The 18,209-nt window shown below is 70.2% G+C and carries 15 protein-coding genes; 8 read left to right on the plus strand and 7 right to left on the minus strand.

The window, feature by feature from the left end; translation table 11 throughout:
* Positions 1-51: 51 nt before the first annotated feature.
* Together ACFP2T_RS38035 and ACFP2T_RS38040 are read left to right on the plus strand one after the other, a co-directional pair.
* The gene (locus ACFP2T_RS38035; RefSeq protein ID WP_377430870.1) at positions 52-1,554 is read left to right on the plus strand and encodes a family 43 glycosylhydrolase; all 1,503 of its coding nucleotides are present in this window, start codon (positions 52-54) and stop codon (positions 1,552-1,554) included.
* Positions 1,555-1,592: 38 nt separating this feature from the next.
* A complete protein-coding gene (locus ACFP2T_RS38040) occupies positions 1,593-3,140 on the plus strand; it encodes a family 43 glycosylhydrolase (protein ID WP_377430873.1) in 1,548 nt (515 codons plus the stop codon).
* Between the two features lie 67 nt (positions 3,141-3,207).
* Here the strand turns inward: ACFP2T_RS38040 and ACFP2T_RS38045 are convergent, their stop codons facing one another.
* Positions 3,208-4,497 (minus strand): endo-1,4-beta-xylanase, encoded by a 1,290-nt coding sequence (locus ACFP2T_RS38045; protein WP_377430876.1) that lies wholly within the window; start codon positions 4,495-4,497, stop codon positions 3,208-3,210.
* 281 nt (positions 4,498-4,778) lie between these two features.
* Between ACFP2T_RS38045 and ACFP2T_RS38050 the strand changes: the two genes are divergently transcribed.
* The 6 genes from ACFP2T_RS38050 (at position 4,779) to ACFP2T_RS38075 (ending at position 11,001) form a co-directional block, all read left to right on the plus strand.
* Positions 4,779-5,000, plus strand: a complete 222-nt coding sequence (locus tag ACFP2T_RS38050; protein WP_377430878.1) for a hypothetical protein — start codon at positions 4,779-4,781, stop codon at positions 4,998-5,000.
* 66 nt (positions 5,001-5,066) lie between these two features.
* On the plus strand, positions 5,067-5,951 hold the full coding sequence (locus ACFP2T_RS38055; protein WP_377430881.1) for an ABC transporter substrate-binding protein: 885 nt from the start codon (positions 5,067-5,069) through the stop codon (positions 5,949-5,951).
* Positions 5,952-6,141: 190 nt separating this feature from the next.
* Positions 6,142-7,650 carry a PepSY-associated TM helix domain-containing protein gene (locus ACFP2T_RS38060; RefSeq protein WP_377430884.1) on the plus strand — a complete coding sequence of 503 codons (1,509 nt, stop codon included), beginning with the start codon at positions 6,142-6,144 and terminating at the stop codon, positions 7,648-7,650.
* Between the two features lie 181 nt (positions 7,651-7,831).
* Positions 7,832-8,830 carry a Bug family tripartite tricarboxylate transporter substrate binding protein gene (locus ACFP2T_RS38065; RefSeq protein WP_377430886.1) on the plus strand — a complete coding sequence of 333 codons (999 nt, stop codon included), beginning with the start codon at positions 7,832-7,834 and terminating at the stop codon, positions 8,828-8,830.
* Positions 8,827-9,336, plus strand: coding sequence for a tripartite tricarboxylate transporter TctB family protein (locus ACFP2T_RS38070; RefSeq protein ID WP_377430889.1), 510 nt, complete (start codon positions 8,827-8,829; stop codon positions 9,334-9,336). Before ACFP2T_RS38065 ends, ACFP2T_RS38070 begins: the two co-directional genes overlap by 4 nt.
* The gene (locus ACFP2T_RS38075; RefSeq protein WP_377430892.1) at positions 9,337-11,001 is read left to right on the plus strand and encodes a tripartite tricarboxylate transporter permease; all 1,665 of its coding nucleotides are present in this window, start codon (positions 9,337-9,339) and stop codon (positions 10,999-11,001) included.
* A 15-nt stretch (positions 11,002-11,016) separates the two neighbouring features.
* Here ACFP2T_RS38075 and ACFP2T_RS38080 read toward each other — a convergent pair whose 3' ends face one another.
* From ACFP2T_RS38080 to ngcE, 6 genes are all read right to left on the minus strand, one after another.
* Positions 11,017-12,117, minus strand: a complete 1,101-nt coding sequence (locus tag ACFP2T_RS38080) for an NAD(P)/FAD-dependent oxidoreductase (protein WP_377430895.1) — start codon at positions 12,115-12,117, stop codon at positions 11,017-11,019.
* A gap of 124 nt (positions 12,118-12,241) precedes the next feature.
* Positions 12,242-13,420 (minus strand): low temperature requirement protein A, encoded by a 1,179-nt coding sequence (locus tag ACFP2T_RS38085; protein ID WP_377430897.1) that lies wholly within the window; start codon positions 13,418-13,420, stop codon positions 12,242-12,244.
* A 228-nt stretch (positions 13,421-13,648) separates the two neighbouring features.
* Positions 13,649-14,845, minus strand: a complete 1,197-nt coding sequence (locus ACFP2T_RS38090; protein WP_377430900.1) for a carbohydrate-binding protein — start codon at positions 14,843-14,845, stop codon at positions 13,649-13,651.
* A gap of 126 nt (positions 14,846-14,971) precedes the next feature.
* Positions 14,972-15,775, minus strand: a complete 804-nt coding sequence (locus ACFP2T_RS38095; protein ID WP_377431251.1) for a carbohydrate ABC transporter permease — start codon at positions 15,773-15,775, stop codon at positions 14,972-14,974.
* A gap of 80 nt (positions 15,776-15,855) precedes the next feature.
* On the minus strand, positions 15,856-16,773 hold the full coding sequence (locus tag ACFP2T_RS38100; RefSeq protein WP_377431254.1) for a carbohydrate ABC transporter permease: 918 nt from the start codon (positions 16,771-16,773) through the stop codon (positions 15,856-15,858).
* Between the two features lie 15 nt (positions 16,774-16,788).
* On the minus strand, positions 16,789-18,207 hold the full coding sequence (gene ngcE / locus ACFP2T_RS38105) for an N-acetylglucosamine/diacetylchitobiose ABC transporter substrate-binding protein (protein WP_377430903.1): 1,419 nt from the start codon (positions 18,205-18,207) through the stop codon (positions 16,789-16,791).
* Positions 18,208-18,209: the final 2 nt, after the last annotated feature.

Here is an 18,209-nt window from a genome sequence, read left to right on the forward strand (position 1 = left end):
ACCGACGGAAGGAAGACCATGGAAGCCTCAGCTTCCCCGCAACCGACCAGGATGAGCCGGCGCAGGCTCATCCGCCCCGCCACCGTACTGGCGATCGCCGCGATGCTCGTCGCCGGTGCGATCGCGGTCCCGACGCGATCGGCCTCGGCCGCGACCGTCGACACCAACGCCTGGTACGTCCTCGTGTCCCGGCACAGCGGCAAGGCATTCGAGGTGTACGACCGGTCCACCGCCGACGGTGGCCGGATCGTCCAGTGGGCCCGCAACGACGGCGCCTGGCAGCAGTGGCAGTTCGTCGACTCCGGCGGCGGCTACTACCGGCTCCGGTCCCGAAACAGCGGCAAGGTCGTGGACATCCTGAACTCCTCCAACGCCGATGGCGCCGAGATCGTCCAGTGGACCGACCAGGGCGGCACCGACCAGCAGTTCCGGCTCGCCGATTCGGACGGCGGCCACGTCCGGCTGATCAACCGGCAGAGCAACAAGGCACTGGACGTCTGGGAGTGGTCCACCGCCGACGGCGGCCGGATCAGCCAGTACGCCGACCAGGGCGGCGCCAACCAGCAGTGGCAACTGGTCCGGGTCGGCTCCGTCGGCGGCGGGGACCCGACCACACCCCCGGGCCCGACCGCCAACCCGACCCCGAGTACGACCCCCGGCGTGCCGCCGGCCGCGTACCCGGCTCCGCAGCGGGTGACCGGCGACGTCGGCGTACACGATCCCACCATCATCCGACGGCCGACCGGCGGTTACCTGCTCGCGCACACCGGCGACAACGTCGCGCTGAAGACCTCGACCGACCGGGTGGCGTTCCGGAACGCCGGAGCGGTCTTCCCCAGCGGCGCGCCGTGGACCACCACGTACACCGGCGGCAGCCGCAACCTCTGGGCGCCGGACATCTCGTTCCACAACAACCGGTACTACCTGTACTACTCGGCCTCGACGTTCGGCTCGAACCGCTCGGCCATCTTCCTGGCCACCAGCTCGACCGGCGCCTCCGGTTCGTGGACCGACCAGGGTCTGGTCATCGAGTCCCGGACCTCGGACAACTTCAACGCGATCGACCCGAACCTGGTCGTGGACGACCAGGGCCGGTGGTGGCTGAGCTTCGGCTCGTTCTGGTCCGGGCTCAAGATGGTCGCCCTCGACCCGGCAACCGGCAAGCGCTCGGACAGCACCATCCGGAGCATCGCCGGCCGCAACGGCGGCGCGATCGAGGCACCGACGGTGTTCAAGCGCGGCAACTACTACTACCTGTACGTCTCGTTCGACCGCTGCTGCCAGGGCGCGTCCAGCACGTACCGGGTGATGGTGGGCCGCTCGACCAGCGTGACCGGTCCGTTCGTCGACCGGAACGGCACCGCGCTGACCTCCGGCGGCGGTACCCAGGTCCTCGCCTCGCACGGCGACATCCACGGTCCCGGCCACCAGACGGTGCTGCCGGACACCGACGGGGACGCACTCGTCTACCACTACTACGCGAACAACGGCGCATCGCTGCTCGGCATCAACCGGATCGGCTACGACTCGGCCGGCTGGCCGTTCGTCTACTGACTCCGACCCGTCCCCTGAGAAACGTAGGGAGTACCCCCATGACACCGACCCCGGAGAGCCGGCCCGACCGGCCCCGCTGGCGAGGTTGGCGAGCCGGGCTCGCCGTCGGCGTCGCCGCCATGGTCGTCGCCGCCGGTGTGCTGGTCGCCGGCCCGACGGCCTCGGCGGCGACCGCCGACCCGAACGTCTACTACGTGCTGGTCAACCGGAACAGCGGCAAGGCCCTCGACGTCTACAACCTGGCCACCACCGACGGTGCGCCGGTCAACCAGTACACCCGCAACGACGGCAACTGGCAGCAGTGGCGCTTCCTCGACGCCGGTGGCGGCTACTACCGGGTGCAGTCCCGGCACAGCGGCAAGGTCCTCGAACTACCCAACTCCAACGACGGGGTGCAGTTGGTGCAGAACGCCGACAGCGGCAGCACCCGGCAGCACTTCCGGCTGGCCGACTCGGCCGGCGGCTACGTACGGCTGATCAACCGGAGCAGCGGCAAGGCGCTCGACGTGTGGGAGTGGTCCACCGCCGACGGCGCGATGGTCACGCAGTACCAGGACCTCGACGGCGCCAACCAGCAGTGGCAGATGGTCAACGTGGGTTCGGTCGGCGGCACCCCGACCACACCCCCCGGTGGCTCCGGCACCTTCACCAACCCGATCAAACGCAACGGGCCGGATCCCTGGCTCCAGCAGTACAACGGGTACTACTACCTCGCGACGACCACCTGGAACTCCACCATCACCATGCGCCGGTCCCGGACCCTCGCCGGCCTGTCCAGCGCCGCGGACCAGGTGGTCTTCAATCTCTCCGGCCGGGCGAACGGCTGCTGCAACATGTGGGCGCCGGAGTTCCACCTCATCAACGGCCCCAACGGCAACCGGTGGTACATGTACTACGTCGCCGGGCAGAACGTCAGCGACTACAACCCGACCCAGCGGCTGCACGTACTGGAAAGTGCCGGCACCGACCCGATGGGGCCGTACACCTTCAGGGCCGACCTGGGCAGTGACTGGCAGCTCGACGCCAGCGTGCTGCGGGTGAACAACAGCCTCTACCTGCTGGGCACCTACAACGCCGGCGGCAGCTACGGCCAGAGCCTGTTCATCACCCCGATGAGCAACCCGTGGACGCTCAGCGGATCCCGGGTCCGGCTGACGTCGCCGACGCTGAGCTGGGAGCGGCAGACCGGTGCGGTGGCGGAAGGCCCCGAACCGCTCTACCGGAACGGCCGGACGATGATCGTCTACTCCGCCAGCGCCTGCTGGGGACCGGACTACAAGCTCGGCCTGCTCACCCTCACCGGCAGCAATCCGCTCAGCGCGTCGTCCTGGACGAAGAGCCCGAATCCGGTGTTCCAGCGCAGCGACGCCAACAGCGTCTTCGCGCCGGGCCACAACGGCTTCTTCAAGTCGCCGGACGGCACCGAGGACTGGATCGTCTACCACGCCAACGAGTCGGCCAGCGGCGGATGCGACATGAACCGCTCGACCCGGGCCCAGAAGTTCACCTGGAACAGCGACGGTACGCCGAACTTCGGTACCCCGGTCCGACTCGGCGTGCCGCTCACCGCCCCCTCCGGCGAGTAGCCCTCGCGCGCACCCCTGTTAAGAAGGGCCCCTTCTTCTACAAAAAGCGATAAGAAGGGGCCCTTCCTTACACCTGTACCTCGACGGAGGCTGCGGTGGTGGGGGTGGTTAGGCGGAAGGTTGTTGTCTTGCCGGCGGCGCTCAGTTCGTACTCGCCGAGGAAGGCGGTGAGGCGGAGCTGGCCGTGGGCGTCGGTGCGGAAGGTCGTCGGTGGGAGCCACCAGTCGCCCTTGACGAGGGAGTGCAGCGCGTCGTAGGAGGGCTTCGGCGTGCCGTCGGCCCGGACGAAGCCACCGGGTGCGCCCAGCCAGCCGCCGTCCGCGATCCCCCAGTACGTCATCGCCCGCACCGACGGATGCGACAGCAGGGTCCGGTAGTGCCGGACGATCTCGTCGGCCTGCCGCGCCTCCCCCTCCGGTGTGCTGGGCCACTCCGAAACCTGGTAGTCGTTCAGGTCCACGATCTCCGCCGGCATCAACTCGCCGGAGAGGATGGTGGTCTCGGTGAAGTGGATCGGCAGCCCGTACCGGGAGAACCGGTCGAGGACGTCGAGCGTCTTCTCCTCGCCCCAGTAGCCCTGGTGCATGTGGCTCTGCAACCCGAGCGCGTCGATGGTGATCCCCGCCTCGAGCACGCCCTCGATCAGGCACTCGTACGCGGCGGACATGTCGAAGTCGTTGAGCAGCAGCGTGGCCTGCGGGTTGGCCTCGCGCGCCGCGTCGAAGACCATCCGGATCATCGGGATCCGGCCCATCTCGCGACAGATCCGGGTGAGGCCGTTGTCGTACTTGTCGAAGATCGGCATGATCACGGCCTCGTTGATGACGTCCCACATGTCGATCAGGCCGGCGAAGTCGGTCGACTCCCGACGGATCCGCGCCGCCTGCGCCTCGACGATCTCCGGATTGGACAGTTCCGTGAGCCACTCCGCGCTCACCGTGTGCCAGGCCAGCGGATGGCCCTTGACCACGCAGCCCCGGTCGGCGAACCATCGCGCCGTCTCGCGCAACCGTGCGGTGTCCGGCTGGCCCCGGGTCGGCTCGAAACGGCCCCAGTAGAACGGCAGCGTCGCGAAGTTGAACAGATCGAGCCAGAGGTCGGCCAGCCGCTCGACCGGCCCCGCATCGGCCTCGCCCAGCGATCCCGGCCCGCCACCCGGACCGGTCGCCGGACCCGTCGTGAGTTCGCCGTTGGCCAGCGGGATGAACTCGAAACCGGTGCAGCCGAAGAGGAATTCGTGGTTGCGCTGGGCGACCACCACCTCGCGGTCGGCCGCCGGTACCCCGTTCTCGGTCACGGTCAACGTGACGTCCGTGCTGCGGTGCCGCCTGATCTGCGGGTCGGAGTCGGACGGCATCGAAGCATCCTCCAGCGGTCGGGGCCAGTGGCACGGAAGGGCCACCCTACGACGGGATGCGGTTGGCTCCTCGGGGGGTGTGGCGGATCTTCCGTCGAGCGGTCGGATCGGCGCCGTGAGCGGCCGACGCAAGTGCAAATGCACGTGCATCTGCACTTGCGCGCCACCCTGCGAACCCGGATGATTGCCTTATGTCAATGTTGGGCCGTCGCCACCCAGCCTCAGGCCACCGGACACCACCGGACGGACGAGGTACGGGCCCCGCCGGGCCGGCGACCTCGGTGGTCGTCGTCCTGCTCGGAGTCGAACTGCTGCTCGTGGGCCTCTCCATCGGGGCCGCCGTGCTGGACCAGTCGACCCTCGCCCTCATGGCGGGCACTGCGGCCATCACCCTGGCCGGCGAGGTCGTGCGCCGGCTGCTGACGGAGCGGCAGATTCTCCCGGCGGAGTCGACCGACGAAGAATCCGCCGCACCGACCCGGCCGGCGGAACCGATCGGCTGACCGAAACGAGACCGCGACCCCGGGGGCGGGTCCGAGGGGACTACTCCGGGCAGGCACGATGGTCGGATGCGCCTGGTGTCGTTGCTACCGTCCGCGACGGAGATCGTCTATGCCCTCGGTCTCGGGAACGATCTCGTCGGCGTGACCTTCGAGTGCGACGAGCCGCCGTCCGCCCGTACCGACAAGGCCGTCGTGGTCGGCGGCCGGGACACCCGGGGAATGACCCCCGGCGAGATCGACAAATACGTGAAGGCGCAACTGGCGGCAGGTGCCGACCTGTACACCCTGCACGCCGACGCGCTGGCCGGGCTCGATCCGGAGCTGATCCTGACCCAGGACCTGTGCCGGGTGTGCGCCCTGCCGTCGGACCACGTCGAGAACGCCCTCGACTATCTCGGCTGCCGGGCCGACGTGCTGTCACTCGATCCGTACACCTTGGACGAGGTCCTCGACACCATCGTCGCGGTCGGCGACCGGACCGGCGTGCCCGACCGGGCCGAGCGACTGGTCGCCGGACTCCGGTCCCGGCTCGCGGCGGTCGCCTCGGCCGTACGGGACCGGCCACGGCCCCGGGTCGCGGTCGTGGAGTGGGTCGAGCCGCCGTTCACCGCCGGACACTGGGTGCCCGACCTGATCCGGGCCGCCGGGGGCGAGCCGGTGGCCGCCCGCCCGGCCGCCCGCTCGGTGGAGACCACCTGGCAGGAGTTCACCGACGCCGCGCCGGACATCGTCCTCGTCACGCCGTGCGGCTTCCACCTCGACGGCGCGGCCCGCCAGGCCCGGGTCGTTACGGAGCGGCTTCCGGGCGTTCCGGTGTGGGCGGTCGACGCGGACGGTCTGGTGGTACGACCCGGTCCCCGCCTCGTCGACGGGGTCGAGGCGATCGCCGCGATCCTGCACCCGGGTGCCGTGCCGGACCCACCCGCCGGGGCGGTCGCCCGGGTCGCGTGACCCGGGCCGGCGAGGTGGCGAGGCGGCGAGGCGGTAAGGCGGCCGACCCGCCCGCCCGGACGTGAATGCGGCATACATTCATGTCTATGAATTGATTGGGAACTTGTCGGACCGGCGGAGCGACTGATCCTGCAGACGGTCGAGTGCCGACCGTACGCGCCCGGCGCGCCGCCGCGACAGGGAGTCCATTGTGTCCAATACGCCATCCGACGTGTCGGTCGGGGCCGCTCCGGCCGCCCCGCCCGAACCGGCCCGGGGTCCGGTTACCGTGCCCCGTCGGTCGTGGTCACCGACCCCGTTGATCACCCGGCTGCACTTCTACGCGGGAATCCTCGTCGCCCCGTTCCTCGCCGTGGCCGCGCTGACCGGTCTGGCGTTCGTGTTCACCCCGCAGCTCGACTCGCTGGTCTACCGGGACGAGCTGCGGGTGGCGCAGGTCGGCGACCGGGCGAATCCGGTGTCGGCGCAGGTGGCCGCGGCGGTGGCCGCGCACCCGGACGGCACCCTGGCCGCGGTGCTACCGGCCGCTGCCCCGGACGCCACCACCCGGGTCGTGTTCACCATGCCGGAGCTCGGGGAACGGCAGCACACCGTGTACGTGGACCCGTACACCCTGCGGATCCGGGGGACCCTCGTCACCTGGTTCGGCGAGACCCCGCTGATGACCTGGGTCGACGACCTGCATCGCAACCTGCACCTCGGCGCCGTCGGCCGGGTCTACTCCGAGGTCGCCGCGAGCTGGCTGTGGGTGCTGGTGCTCGGCGGCCTCACCCTGTGGCTGCACCGGCAGTGGACCGCCCGTAGGCGTGCCCGCAGGCTCCTGCTGCCGGACCTCACCGCCCGGGGCGTACGGCGGACCCGGGGTTGGCACGCCTCGCTCGGGGTGTGGCTCGCGGTCGGCCTGCTGTTCCTGTCCGCGACCGGGCTGACCTGGTCGCGCTGGGCCGGTGCGAACTTCAGCACCGCACTCTCCACGTTGCGGGCGCACAGCCCGACCATGGACACCACGCTGCCGGACGCGGCACCGCCGTCCCCGCCCAGCGGTGCCGGGCACCACGAGGGTGCGGCCGGACCGGGCGCCGTCGTGGACATCACGGCGATCGACGCGGTGCTACGGCACGCCGGCGCGGCCGGGATCACCGGGCCGATCGAGGTCACCGTGCCCGCGGCGGCGGGCCAGGGCTGGCTGGTCGCCGAGAACGATCGCTCGTGGCCGGTACGTCTGGACCGGATCGTGGTCGACCCGGACGCCGGTGTGGTCGACCGGAGCGACTTCGCGGACTGGCCACTGCTCTCACAACTGTCCAAGCTCGGAGTGCAGGCCCACATGGGCTACCTGTTCGGCCTCGTCAACCAGATCCTGCTCGCCGCGCTCGCTGTCGGCCTGCTCTGCGTGATCGTCTGGGGCTACCGGATGTGGTGGCAACGGCGTCCGCTCCGGGCCGACCGGCGCGCTCCGGTCGGCGTCCCGCCGGCCCGCGGCGGCTGGCGGCTGCTGCGGCGGCCGCTACTGCTCGCCGGTGCGCTGTCCACTGTCGCGGTCGGGGTGGCGCTGCCGGTGCTCGGTGTCACCCTGCTCGGCTTCCTCGCCGTCGACCTGATCGTCACCGCCATGCGCGGTCGAGGCGGCGGTCCCACCCCGACCATGCCAATCGAGGGAGAGCCGAGCACAGCATCCCCCGGGAACGGGCGGGTGTGAGGCTGTCTCGCACTGACCGGAGTGGATGCCGTTCCCACTGCGTCCGCTTCGGTCCGGGTGGCGCCGGTGTGATTGACAGCCCGAAGATCGGCGGGTATCAAGATGACACGTTTCACCGGACAGGATCTCCAACCTGAACCGCCAGGGGGAACCAGTGACCGATTCGGCTTTGGGGCACGCCATGAACAGGCGTGCCGCCCTGAGACTGGGTGTGGGGCTCGGCGCGGGAACGTTCCTCGCGGGGTGCGGTGTGCAGACCGGCAGCGGCGACGGCGAGGGCGACTCGGCGTACCCGCAACGGTCGGTCGAACTGATCGTGCCGTTCGCACCGGGCGGCAGCACGGACCTCATCGCGCGGACGCTCGGCAAGGCGATCGAGGAGCCGCTCGGCCACTCGATGGTGATCGTCAACCGGGACGGCGCGGCTGCCGCCGTCGGCACCAAGGAGGTGGCCGCCGCCCAGGGCGACGGCTACAAGATCGGTTTCCCACCGAGCTCGCTGTTCACGCTCACTCCACAGTTGGTCAAGAACGCCGACACGGTCTCGCTCGACGACCTGCGGGTGGTCATCGGGCTGACGGTCGAGAACATCGTTCTCGTGGCGCACAAGGACTCCCCGTTCAAGACTCTCGACGACGTCATCGCGCTCAAGGACAGCGGTCGGCGGATCACGTACGGCCATTCCGGTGTGGGCACCGGGGCGTACTTCGCACAGACCGCCTTCTACAAGCTCGCCGGCATCAACGCCGCCGACGTCCCGTTCGGCGGGGGCGGCCCGGCCGTCACCGCCGTACTGGGCAAGCAGGTGGACATCGGCGCCTCGCAGCCGGCCGAGTCGATGCGGTTGGTGGAGTCCGGGGAACTGCGCTGGCTCGGGGTGTTCAGCCAGCAGCGCAGCCCGTCGTTGCCGGATCTGCCGACCGCGAAGGAGAAGGGGTTCGACCTGACGGTCGACCAGGCACGCTTCATCGCCGGACCGAAGTCGATCTCCGACGATGCGGTGACGGCGCTACAGAAGGCGTTCCGCGAGGCGGTCAAGGATCCGGAGTACGACGCCTTCCTCAAGAAGAACTTCATCGACCGGTTCGAGGTCGAGGGCGCCGAGGTGGCGAGCAAGATCAAGGGAGACTTCGACCGGTACAAGGTGTTGATCGACCGGTTCGGACTCCAGCCGAAATGAGTCGGGCGGACCTCGACGAGGTGCCTCCACCGGCCCTACCGGAGGCGATGCCGACCGACATCCCGCCCGCCGGCCGGCTGGGGCAGCTCGTCGCCGCCGTGGTGCCGATCGCGCTGGGGCTGGCGTGCCTGGCGTACTCGGTCTCGCTCTCCCTCGGCACGCCGGTGGAGGCGGGGCCGGGTCTCTGGCCCGCGCTGGCCAGCCTGCTCCTGGTCGGTGCCGGCTCGTGGACGCTGATCTTCGAGCGCGGGACGCGGGACGCCGAACAGTTCAGTCGGGGCGCGATCGGGATCGCCGTGGGCCTCGCCGGGCTGGTCGTCTTCGTCCTGTTGATCAGCCGGATCGGCTTCGAGATCCCGACCCTGCTGCTCATGGTGCTGTGGCTGAAGGTCCTCGGCCGGGAGTCCTGGTTGGTCACCGCCGCGGTCAGCGCCTCCACCACGCTGGCGCTCTATCTGCTGTTCATCACCGGACTCGGCGTCCCGTTACCGAGATTGGCCTTCTGAGTGGACTTCCTCGACCCCGTCCTCTCCGGCTTCGGGGTGGTGTTCACCCCGGTCAATCTGCTGTACGTCCTCGCCGGTGTCGTGATCGGGATGGTGATCGGTGTCCTGCCGGGCCTCGGTCCGGTCGCGACGATCGCCCTGCTGCTGCCGATCACCTACGAGATCCCGGCCGAATCGGCGATCATCCTCCTCGCCGGCATCTACTACGGCGCGATGTACGGCGGCACGATCACCTCGGTCCTGCTGCGGCTGCCCGGCGAGGCGGCCACCGTCATCACCACCATCGACGGGTACCAGATGGCGCGGCAGGGCCGGGCCGGCTCGGCACTCGGCATCGCGGCGATCGGATCGTTCATCGGCGGCACGGTCAGCATCGTCGGGCTGACCCTGATCGCCCCGCTGCTGGCCCGGTTCTCGCTCGGGTTCGGGCCGCCGGAGAACGCCGTGCTGGCCGCCATGGGAATCCTGCTGGTCGCCACCCTCGGCACGGTGTCGACCGCGAAGAGCCTGGCCGCCGCCGCGCTGGGCCTGCTGCTCGCCGCCATGGGGCCGGATCCGCTGTTCGCCTCGCCACGGTTCACGTTCGGCAGCATCAACCTGGCCGACGGCGTCGACTTCGTCGCCCTCGCGATGGGTCTGTTCGGGCTCGGCGAGATCCTGTACCACCTCGAACACCGGGCCCGGAACCGGCTGCCGAAGCCGACGGTCAGCAACGTGTGGCCGTCCCGCGCGGACTGGCGACAGTCGCGCGGAGCCGTGGGCCGGGGCTCGGTGGTCGGTTTCGTCATCGGCCTGCTGCCCGGCGGCGGCGGTGTGCTGTCGTCGATGGCGGCCTACGCCCTGGAGAAGCGCCGCAGCAAGACCCCGGAACGGTTCGGCCGGGGCGCCATCGAGGGCGTGGCGGCGCCGGAGACGGCGAACAACGCCGCCGCGACGTCGTCGTTCATTCCGCTGCTGACGCTGGGCATCCCGACCAACCCGGTGATGGCACTGATCTTCGGCGCACTGCTGCTCCAGGGCATCCCGCCCGGCCCCCGCCTGATCAACGAGAATCCCGAGGTCTTCTGGGGCGTTGTCGACTCGATGTACATCGGCAACATATTCCTGCTGATCCTCAGCGTTCCGTTGGTGGGCGTCTTCGTCCGGCTCGTGTCGGTGCGCGACAGCATCCTCGCCCCGATCGTGGTGATGGTGACGATGCTCGGCGTCTACACCGTCAACAACAGCACCTTCGACATGCTGCTGGTGATCTTCTTCGGTGTGGTCGGGTACCTGATGAAGAAGACCGGCTTCGAGCCCGGCCCGCTGGTGCTGGCATTCGTCCTCGGCAGCATCCTGGAGACCGCGTTCCGGCAGTCGATGCGGATCTTCGACGGTGACCCGACCGGCTTCGTCACCCGCCCGATCTCCGGAACGCTGTTCGCGGCCACCGTGCTGGCCCTGCTCGCACCGGTCGGATTCCGGCTGATCCGGAAGCGCCGGGCCCTGGCCCCGGAAGCCGGACAGCCGGCCGGCACCCCCGAGGGCGAGCCTCGGGCCGACACCGCCGAGGGCGAGAGCCCGGTCGGCAAGAGCGAGGGCGAGAGCCCGGCCGCCAAAAGCGAGGGCGAGGAGCCGGCGACCGCCCTGGAAGGCCGGAAGCGGGTGCCGCCACCGGTCGACTGACGCCGGCACGGCTGGTCAGCCGTGCCGGCGGTCCCCGAGCACCCGCTCGGACATCTCCCGCTCCAGCTCGATCGAGAAGGGCTCCGCCGATAAGGACTCGGCAGAGGAGGGCTCGACCGGCGTGCCGGCCGGGCCTGCGGACGAGGTTGACCCGCGCCGGTGTTCCGCGACCGCCCGCCGGGTGTCCTCGGCGACGAGGTCGGCGTTGACCGCCGCGGCGACGTTCAGGCCCGCCGCAGCGGCGTTGATCACGCCTGCCCGTACGTCCGCCACGTTGCCGGCCACCCAGACGCCGGGGATCGAGGTCGCTCCGGTCGGATCGGCGGGTACGTAGCTACCCGTGACGTGCCCGTCGACCCGCAGCTCGGTCGGCTCCAGCCCGAGTGGGGCGAGCAGCTCGGCGCGGGCGGTGAACCGGGGCAGCAACGCCACGGCCTGACGCGGAACGACCTCTCCCGAGCGCAGCCGGACGCCGGTCAGCCGGTCGTCGACCAGCTCCAGCGCGACGACCTCGCCCGGCACCACCGGGATGCCCCGGGCGGCGAGTTGCTCCCGCTCGTCCGCGCTGGGCGGGGCGGCGGTGTGCTGGAACAGCGTCACGTCGGGGCTCAACTGCCGGAACAGCAGGGCCTGGTGCGTCGCCATCGGACCGGTTGCCAGGATGCCGATCGCCTGGTCCCGGACCTCCCACCCGTGGCAGTACGGGCAGTGCAGCACATCCCGACCCCAGCGCTCGCGCAGCCCCGGGATGTCCGGCAACTCGTCCACCAGACCGGTGGCGACCAGCAGCCGCCGCGCCAGCACGGATCGACCGTCGGCGAGTTCGACCCGGAAGCGCGTACCGTCCGGGCCGCCGTCGAGCGACTCGGCCAGCACGGCTCGGCCGGTCACGACCTCGCCGCCGTACCCGGTCAGCTCCGCGCGCCCGACGGCCAGCAGCTCACCCGGCGGCGTGCCCTCGCGGCCCAGGTAGTTGTGCACGTGTCCGGCCGGGGCGTTACGGGGTGTGCCGGCGTCGACCACCAGTACCGCGCGACGGGCCCGGGCCAGGGCCAGCCCGGCGCTGAGCCCGGCCGCACCACCGCCCACCACCACTACGTCGTAGGTGCCGTTCATCTGTGCCTCCTTGTCCGGTTCCGGAGTGCTGCCGTACCAGACGGACGACCATCACTCACGTCGAACTGTCCGTCCGTGAGCCCGGATTCGACAAGTGGCGTTGCTGAAACAGCAAAAAGTTGGGTCACGGCCGCGCGGAGTGCTCATCCGGCGAGGACGCGTGCTTCGCCCTGAGCGCGTCCGACATTCCGACCCCGAGCAGGGCGGCACCGGTGACGGCGGCCGCGACGATCAGTGGCGGAGACACCAGCAGCGGCGTCATCCCGACCAGAACCAGCAGCCAGAGAAGCCGGGACCAGGAGAACCTGCCGAAGATCTCGTACTCGAAGACCGTTCGACCGATCAGGAACAGGGTCGGCCCGCCGACCACCACCATCACCCAGCCAAGTCCGGCGCGGTCCCTGGTCCCGTTGATCACGAGTTCGAACCCGGCGGCGGTCGACACGATGCCGGCCACCATGAGCATGTGGGTGTACGGCGCCCAGCGGGTGGCCCGGCCCGGCCCGCTGCTGATCGCCATCTGCAGGAACGCGCCGGCACGGTAGACGTAGATGTGCCAGAGCAGGAGCATCGTGGCGAATGCCAGCAGTAGTCCGCCCAGCCGCTCCGGGTTGAACCCCCGCCCGTCGTTCTGGAGCACCGGCACCAGGATGATGTCGCCGAGGGCGAGGATGATGAACTGCTGGTACCGCTCGCCGAGGTGCTCACTCGCCTTGTCGTACTGGGCCAGCGGCACCCGGCCGAGCCGGGGCGTGGGATATCGCAGCGCGGCGCCGACGTAGTCGATCATCAGGGCGACGGCCCAGAGCACGAGTCGCATCGGGTTCGGCAGGAAGGCTCCGGCGAGCCAGGCCACGCCGGAGACGACGAACCAGACGAGGAACCGGGCCGCGCGGGCCTGGGCCTCGTGTCCGCGCAGCAGGGACACCAGCGCGATCCCGCGCCCGACGTGGATCCCCACGTAGATCCCGGCGAACAGCCAGCCCTGGTGCCGGAACGCGTGCGGAAGAGCGGCCGTCATCACGATGCTGCCGAACATGGCCCAGCCGACGACGAGCTGGATCCCGAGTTGCTCCGGGTTGTAGAAGTCGGTCAGCAGTGCGGTGATCGACCAGATCCACCAGACCGCCATCAGCAGCACCAGTACCCGCGCCGCACCGAGCCAGGTGACGTCGTCCGCCAGCCGCATCGAGATGAGGGCGAGGGCGGCGACGTAGACCACGTCGAGCAGGAGTTCCAGCAGGGTCGCCCGCTTCGGCGCGTCGGGCTGCCGCAACAGCGCCGCCGTATCCTCGCCCGCCATCGAGTAACCGCCCCCACTCCCCCGAAGCTCCGGTCGCTTCCCCTATAGGCGAACGATCGGCGCCGGCCGAGGACGCCCGTCGGCGAGGGCCGTTCCGTACCGGTCTCGGCTCGCTGCGCCCGGCTCCTCCGTCGCCGCGAACACCGATCGACGGAAGAGCCGGGACAACGGCCCGCTCAGCAGGCCCGCTGAGCAGGCCCGATCAGCAGGCCCAATCAGCAGGCCCAATCAGCAGGGGCCGAGATCACGCCATTGGGCGGTCAGGCCGGGCTCGGAACCCTGGGTCCACCAGTTGGCCTGCCACAGCCGCCCGTTGTGCCGTACCCGGGCACCTTCGAGGTAGACGGTCCCCCAGGCCCAGGCCGGCGCGCTGGCACAGTTGACCGGTGGTTGGGTGGTCGGCGGCGTGGTCGGCGGCCGGGTCGTGGGCGGGGTCGTCGGCGGTCGGGTGGTCGGAGACGTCGTCGGGTTGGCCGTCGGGCAGGAGCCACCGCTCCCCACCGAATCCACGTGGCTGGTCCCCGACGCCCGGTACGCGGCGACCCGGTTCTTCGCCTCGGTCGTCGTGATGACCTCCCGGTCGGCGTAGTAGAGGTAGTCCACCTGCTGGATGTAGCTCGCCAGGCCGCTGCCGGTGCGTCCGGTGAGGTCGATGAACCAGAGGTTGAAATTGATCGACATCGGGGTTTCCGGGTAGTAGCGGTCGCCGTGGTCCGCCACCTGCTGACCGTCCACGTAGTACTTCACCCGCCCGTCCCGGACGGTGAAGACCAGGTCGTGCCAGCCGGCGAAGCTGGTCCGCTGGGCGGTGTGGGTGTTGTCGGCCTGCCACGGCTCGTTCTGGTACGTCTCCCAGGTCGTCTGGTAGAAGATCGGGCCCTGCTCACCCCATCCGCCGTTGGGCAGGTACTCGAAGTCGATCTCGCCGTAGTTCGGGTCGAGCGGGCGGTCCAGCGGGGTGATGGTGAAGAAGGTCTCGACCAGGTGGTCCCCGTCCGGCCCGGACTGTGGGGCATCGGTGAACCGGACCCGGCTGGCATAGGTGCCCTCGAAGAACTTGCGCTGGTGGAAGAACTCCGCGTGACTCGTACCGCCGGCCGTGCCGTCGGTCTTCGCGGTCAGTTGGAGCACCTTCTGCCCGCCGTCGGTCGGGAAGCTGACGTTCGCCGCCGGCCAGGCCGCACCCGGAACACCCGGGCCGCCGGCATTGGTCCGGACCGTCCAACCACGGGCCGGGATCGCGGAGTCCGACGACGAGGCGTACGCGAAGTCGTCGAAGAGCACGCCGCAGTTGGCGGCGGCGACGGCGGGGGCCGCCGCCCCGGTGGCACCGGCGGTGGTCGCGGTGATGCCGGCGAGGGTGCCTGCGGCCAGTACGGCCGCCGCGCCGGCCGCGAGACTTCTCGCGGTGGGTGTGACTGACACGGGGTTCTCCTCCCAGGGGGAACGACAAGGGGGTTACTGCGTCCCGGACGACGATGGTCGGGCGCAGGCGTGACCAGGTGGGAGGTGCGGACGCGACCACATGCGAAACGCGGGCGCGACGGTGCGTTATCGGACCGCCCCGGCGGTCAGGCCGGTACGGATCTGGCGTTGGAAGAGGACGTAGGCGGCGAGGACCGGCAGCATCGCGATGGTGAGGCCGGCGAACAGACCACTCCAGTCGCTGCGGTAGCCCTGGCTCACCGACAGTGCCGCGAGTCCCTGGGCCAGGACGTAGCGGTCGGGGTCGGGATTGAGCACCAGCGGCAGCAGGTACTGGTTCCACAGTCCGAGGAAGTTGAAGATGCCGACGCTGACCAGGCCGGGCCGGGACAGTGGCAGCATCACCCGGAAGAACACTCCCCAGTGCGAGCAGCCGTCGAGGAACGCCGCCTCGGCCAGCGCCGAGGGCAGCGCCCGGAAGAACGAGTGCAGGAAGAAGACGGTGAACGGCAGCGCGTACGCGGTGTAGACCAGGATCAGCCCGGGGTAGGTGCCGAGCAGGCCGAGTTGCCGTACCACGAAGAAGAGCGGCACCAGGGCGAGGAAGACCGGAAAGAGCAGGCCCGAGACGAAGACGTAGTAGAGCAGGCGGTTTCCGGGGAACGTGTACCGGGCCAACGCGTACGCGACCAGCGCGCCGAGCAGCATGGTCAGGACCAGTGCGGTGCCCACCACGATCGTGCTGTTCAGGAAGTAGCTGCCGATCGACGCCTGGTTCCAGGCCCGGGACCAGTTGTCGAATCGGGGGGTGGCCGGCACCGTCCACGGGCTGGTCAGGATCTCCCGATCGGTCTTCAGCGAACTGAGCACCGCCCAGAGCAGCGGCAGCGTCACCAGGGCGGCCCAGCCGACCAGGAACAGGTGCGCCATCGTGTCGCCGGCCCGCCCGGTGCGTCGCCCGGGTCGGTGGGCCGGCGTCGTGGCGGTCACGGGGCGTTCGACCAGGGTCGTCACGACAGTTCCACCCGCTCCCGGCGGCCGGCCCGCATCGCCACGACGGCGAGGGCCAGGGTCAGCAGGAACAGCGCGACCCCCATCGCGGCCGCGTACCCGAACCGGCCGTAGGTGAAGGCGTTGCGGTAGAGGCCGAGCCCGATGACCTCGGTCGCCCCGTCGGGGCCACCGGGCCCGACCGTCATGATCTGTACGACCGCGAACCCGTCGAGCGCCAGCACGCCCAGGTAGACGAAGGCGACCTGCACGTTGTCCCAGAGCAGCGGCAGGATCACCCGGCGCAGGGTGGCGAGCCGACCGGCCCCGTCGAGTACCGCCGCCTCCAGCACCTCCCGGGGGATCGACTCCATCGCGGCCGAGAACAGCACCATGTAGAAGCCGACCGACGACCAGACGAGCACGGCCATCACCGCCCAGAGCGCCAGGTGCGGGTCACCGAGCCAGGTCCGGGCGAGCGAGCCCAGGCCGACGCCCCGGAGCAGGCCGTTGAGCATCCCCTCGTTCGGGTGGTACACGAACTGCCAGAGCACCGCGATGATCGGCAGCGACAGCAGTTGCGGAAAGAAGTAGGCGATCTTGTAGAACTCACCGCCCCTGATGCCGCCGAGCATCGTGCTGTTCCGGCGCCCACCGAAGTTGACAAGCGTCGCGAGCAGCAGGCCGAGCAGGATGGTGACGGCCGGCACGACCAGCAGCATCACCCCGTTGTTGCGCAGTGCCGCCAGGAACGACGCGTCGCCCCACAGCCGCCGGAAGTTGTCCAGCCCGACGAAGCTCGCCTCGCCGGAGACCCCGGTCCAGTCGGTCAGGGCGAGATAGAACGCCTGCGTGTACGGGGAGAGCACGAAGACCGCGTACAGCAGCAGCGCGGGCAGGATCGCACCGGCGAGGAAGCGGTACTTGCCGTGCCGCAGGGCCGTCACCGGGAGCTACCGGGTGTACTTGGTGACGGACGAGTCGGCGGCGACGGCGTCGGCGGCCTTCTGGATCCGGTCGGCCCACTGGGTGGGGGTGATCCGACGGGTGGCAAGTTCGCCGGTGGCGTCGTCAACGGCCTTGGCCAGCGGGGCGTACCAGGTGCGGAACCGGTAGCTGATCGTGTTCGTCCCGGCGGCCTGCACCGCGGCCCGGACCGAGCCGAGCCCACTGCTCACGGTCAGCCCCTCGGTGGCCCCGGCCACGCTGGGCAGCGTGCTGTTGAGTTCGGCGAAGCGCCGGGCGCTGGCGGCGGAGAACAGCACCCGGAGGAACTCCAGCCCGCCGCGCGGGTTCTTCGCCCTGGCCGGTACCAGGAACGACTCACTGCTGGCCGCCTGCACCGCTCCGTACGGCAACTTGTCGGCCGGGCCCAGCGACGGCACCGCGCCCATCACCATGTCGAAGCCGGCCGGGGTGACGCCCTTCTGCTCGGCCTCCAGCCAGGAACCGCACGGGATGATCGCGGCCTTGCCCTGCGACCACGCCGCCTGGGACTCGGTGTGGGACAGCGCCTCCGAACCGGAGAGCAGGTAGCCCCGACCGGCCAGTTCGGAGATCGCGGTCGCCGCGTCGAGCAGCGGCTGCTGCTTCCAGGCGCCCGGTTGCAGGTTGTCCACCGACTTCACCAGGTCCGGTCCGCCGGCCTTGGCCGCCATCGCGAGCAGCGGATCGTTCAGGTACTCCGGGTACTTGCCCTGGTAGGTCCACGGCGCGATGCCGGCTTTCTTGATCTCGCCACACAACTCCAGCATCGCCGCCCAGGTCGTCGGGTAGCTCCAGCCGTGCCGGTCGAACAGGGGCCTGGAGTACCACAGGCCCCAGACGGTGTAGGTGAAGTTGAGCGTGTAGACCTTGCCGTCCAGGGTGCCGTCCGCGACGACTCCGGGCAGCAGGGTGTCCCGGACCCGGGTACCGGGGTCGTCGAGGGACGGCGCGTCGAGCAGTTCGGTGAGATCGGTCAGCTTTCCGGCCGTCACCAGGGTGGCGAGGTCGAGTCGGCCGGCGCCGGTGTTGTCGACCACGTCCGGCGGGGTGTCGGCGACGAAACGCGGCTGCAACGCCTCGCCGACCTTCTGGATCGCCTTGTGGTCGACGGTGGCGCCGGGGAAGCGTCCCTTGTAGAGCGATTCGGCGTTGGTGGCGTACTCGTCGCCGTAGCCGCCGTCGAAGATGACCACCTCCAGCGGGGTCGAGGCGGGTACGCCGAGCGGGTTCTCGGCGCTCGTCTCGCCCTTGGCGGCGGCGGGCTCGTCCTTCCCACCGCCGCTGGTCACGCAGCCGGCCAGGGCCGGGGCGGTCAGTCCGACGGCGGCGGCGCGCAGCAGGGTACGTCGGCTCGGGTGGTGCCGGAACGGGGTGGAGGAGGACATGT

The organism is Plantactinospora solaniradicis, from assembly GCF_042658085.1.
GTDB classification, from domain to species: Bacteria; Actinomycetota; Actinomycetes; order Mycobacteriales; family Micromonosporaceae; genus Plantactinospora; species Plantactinospora solaniradicis.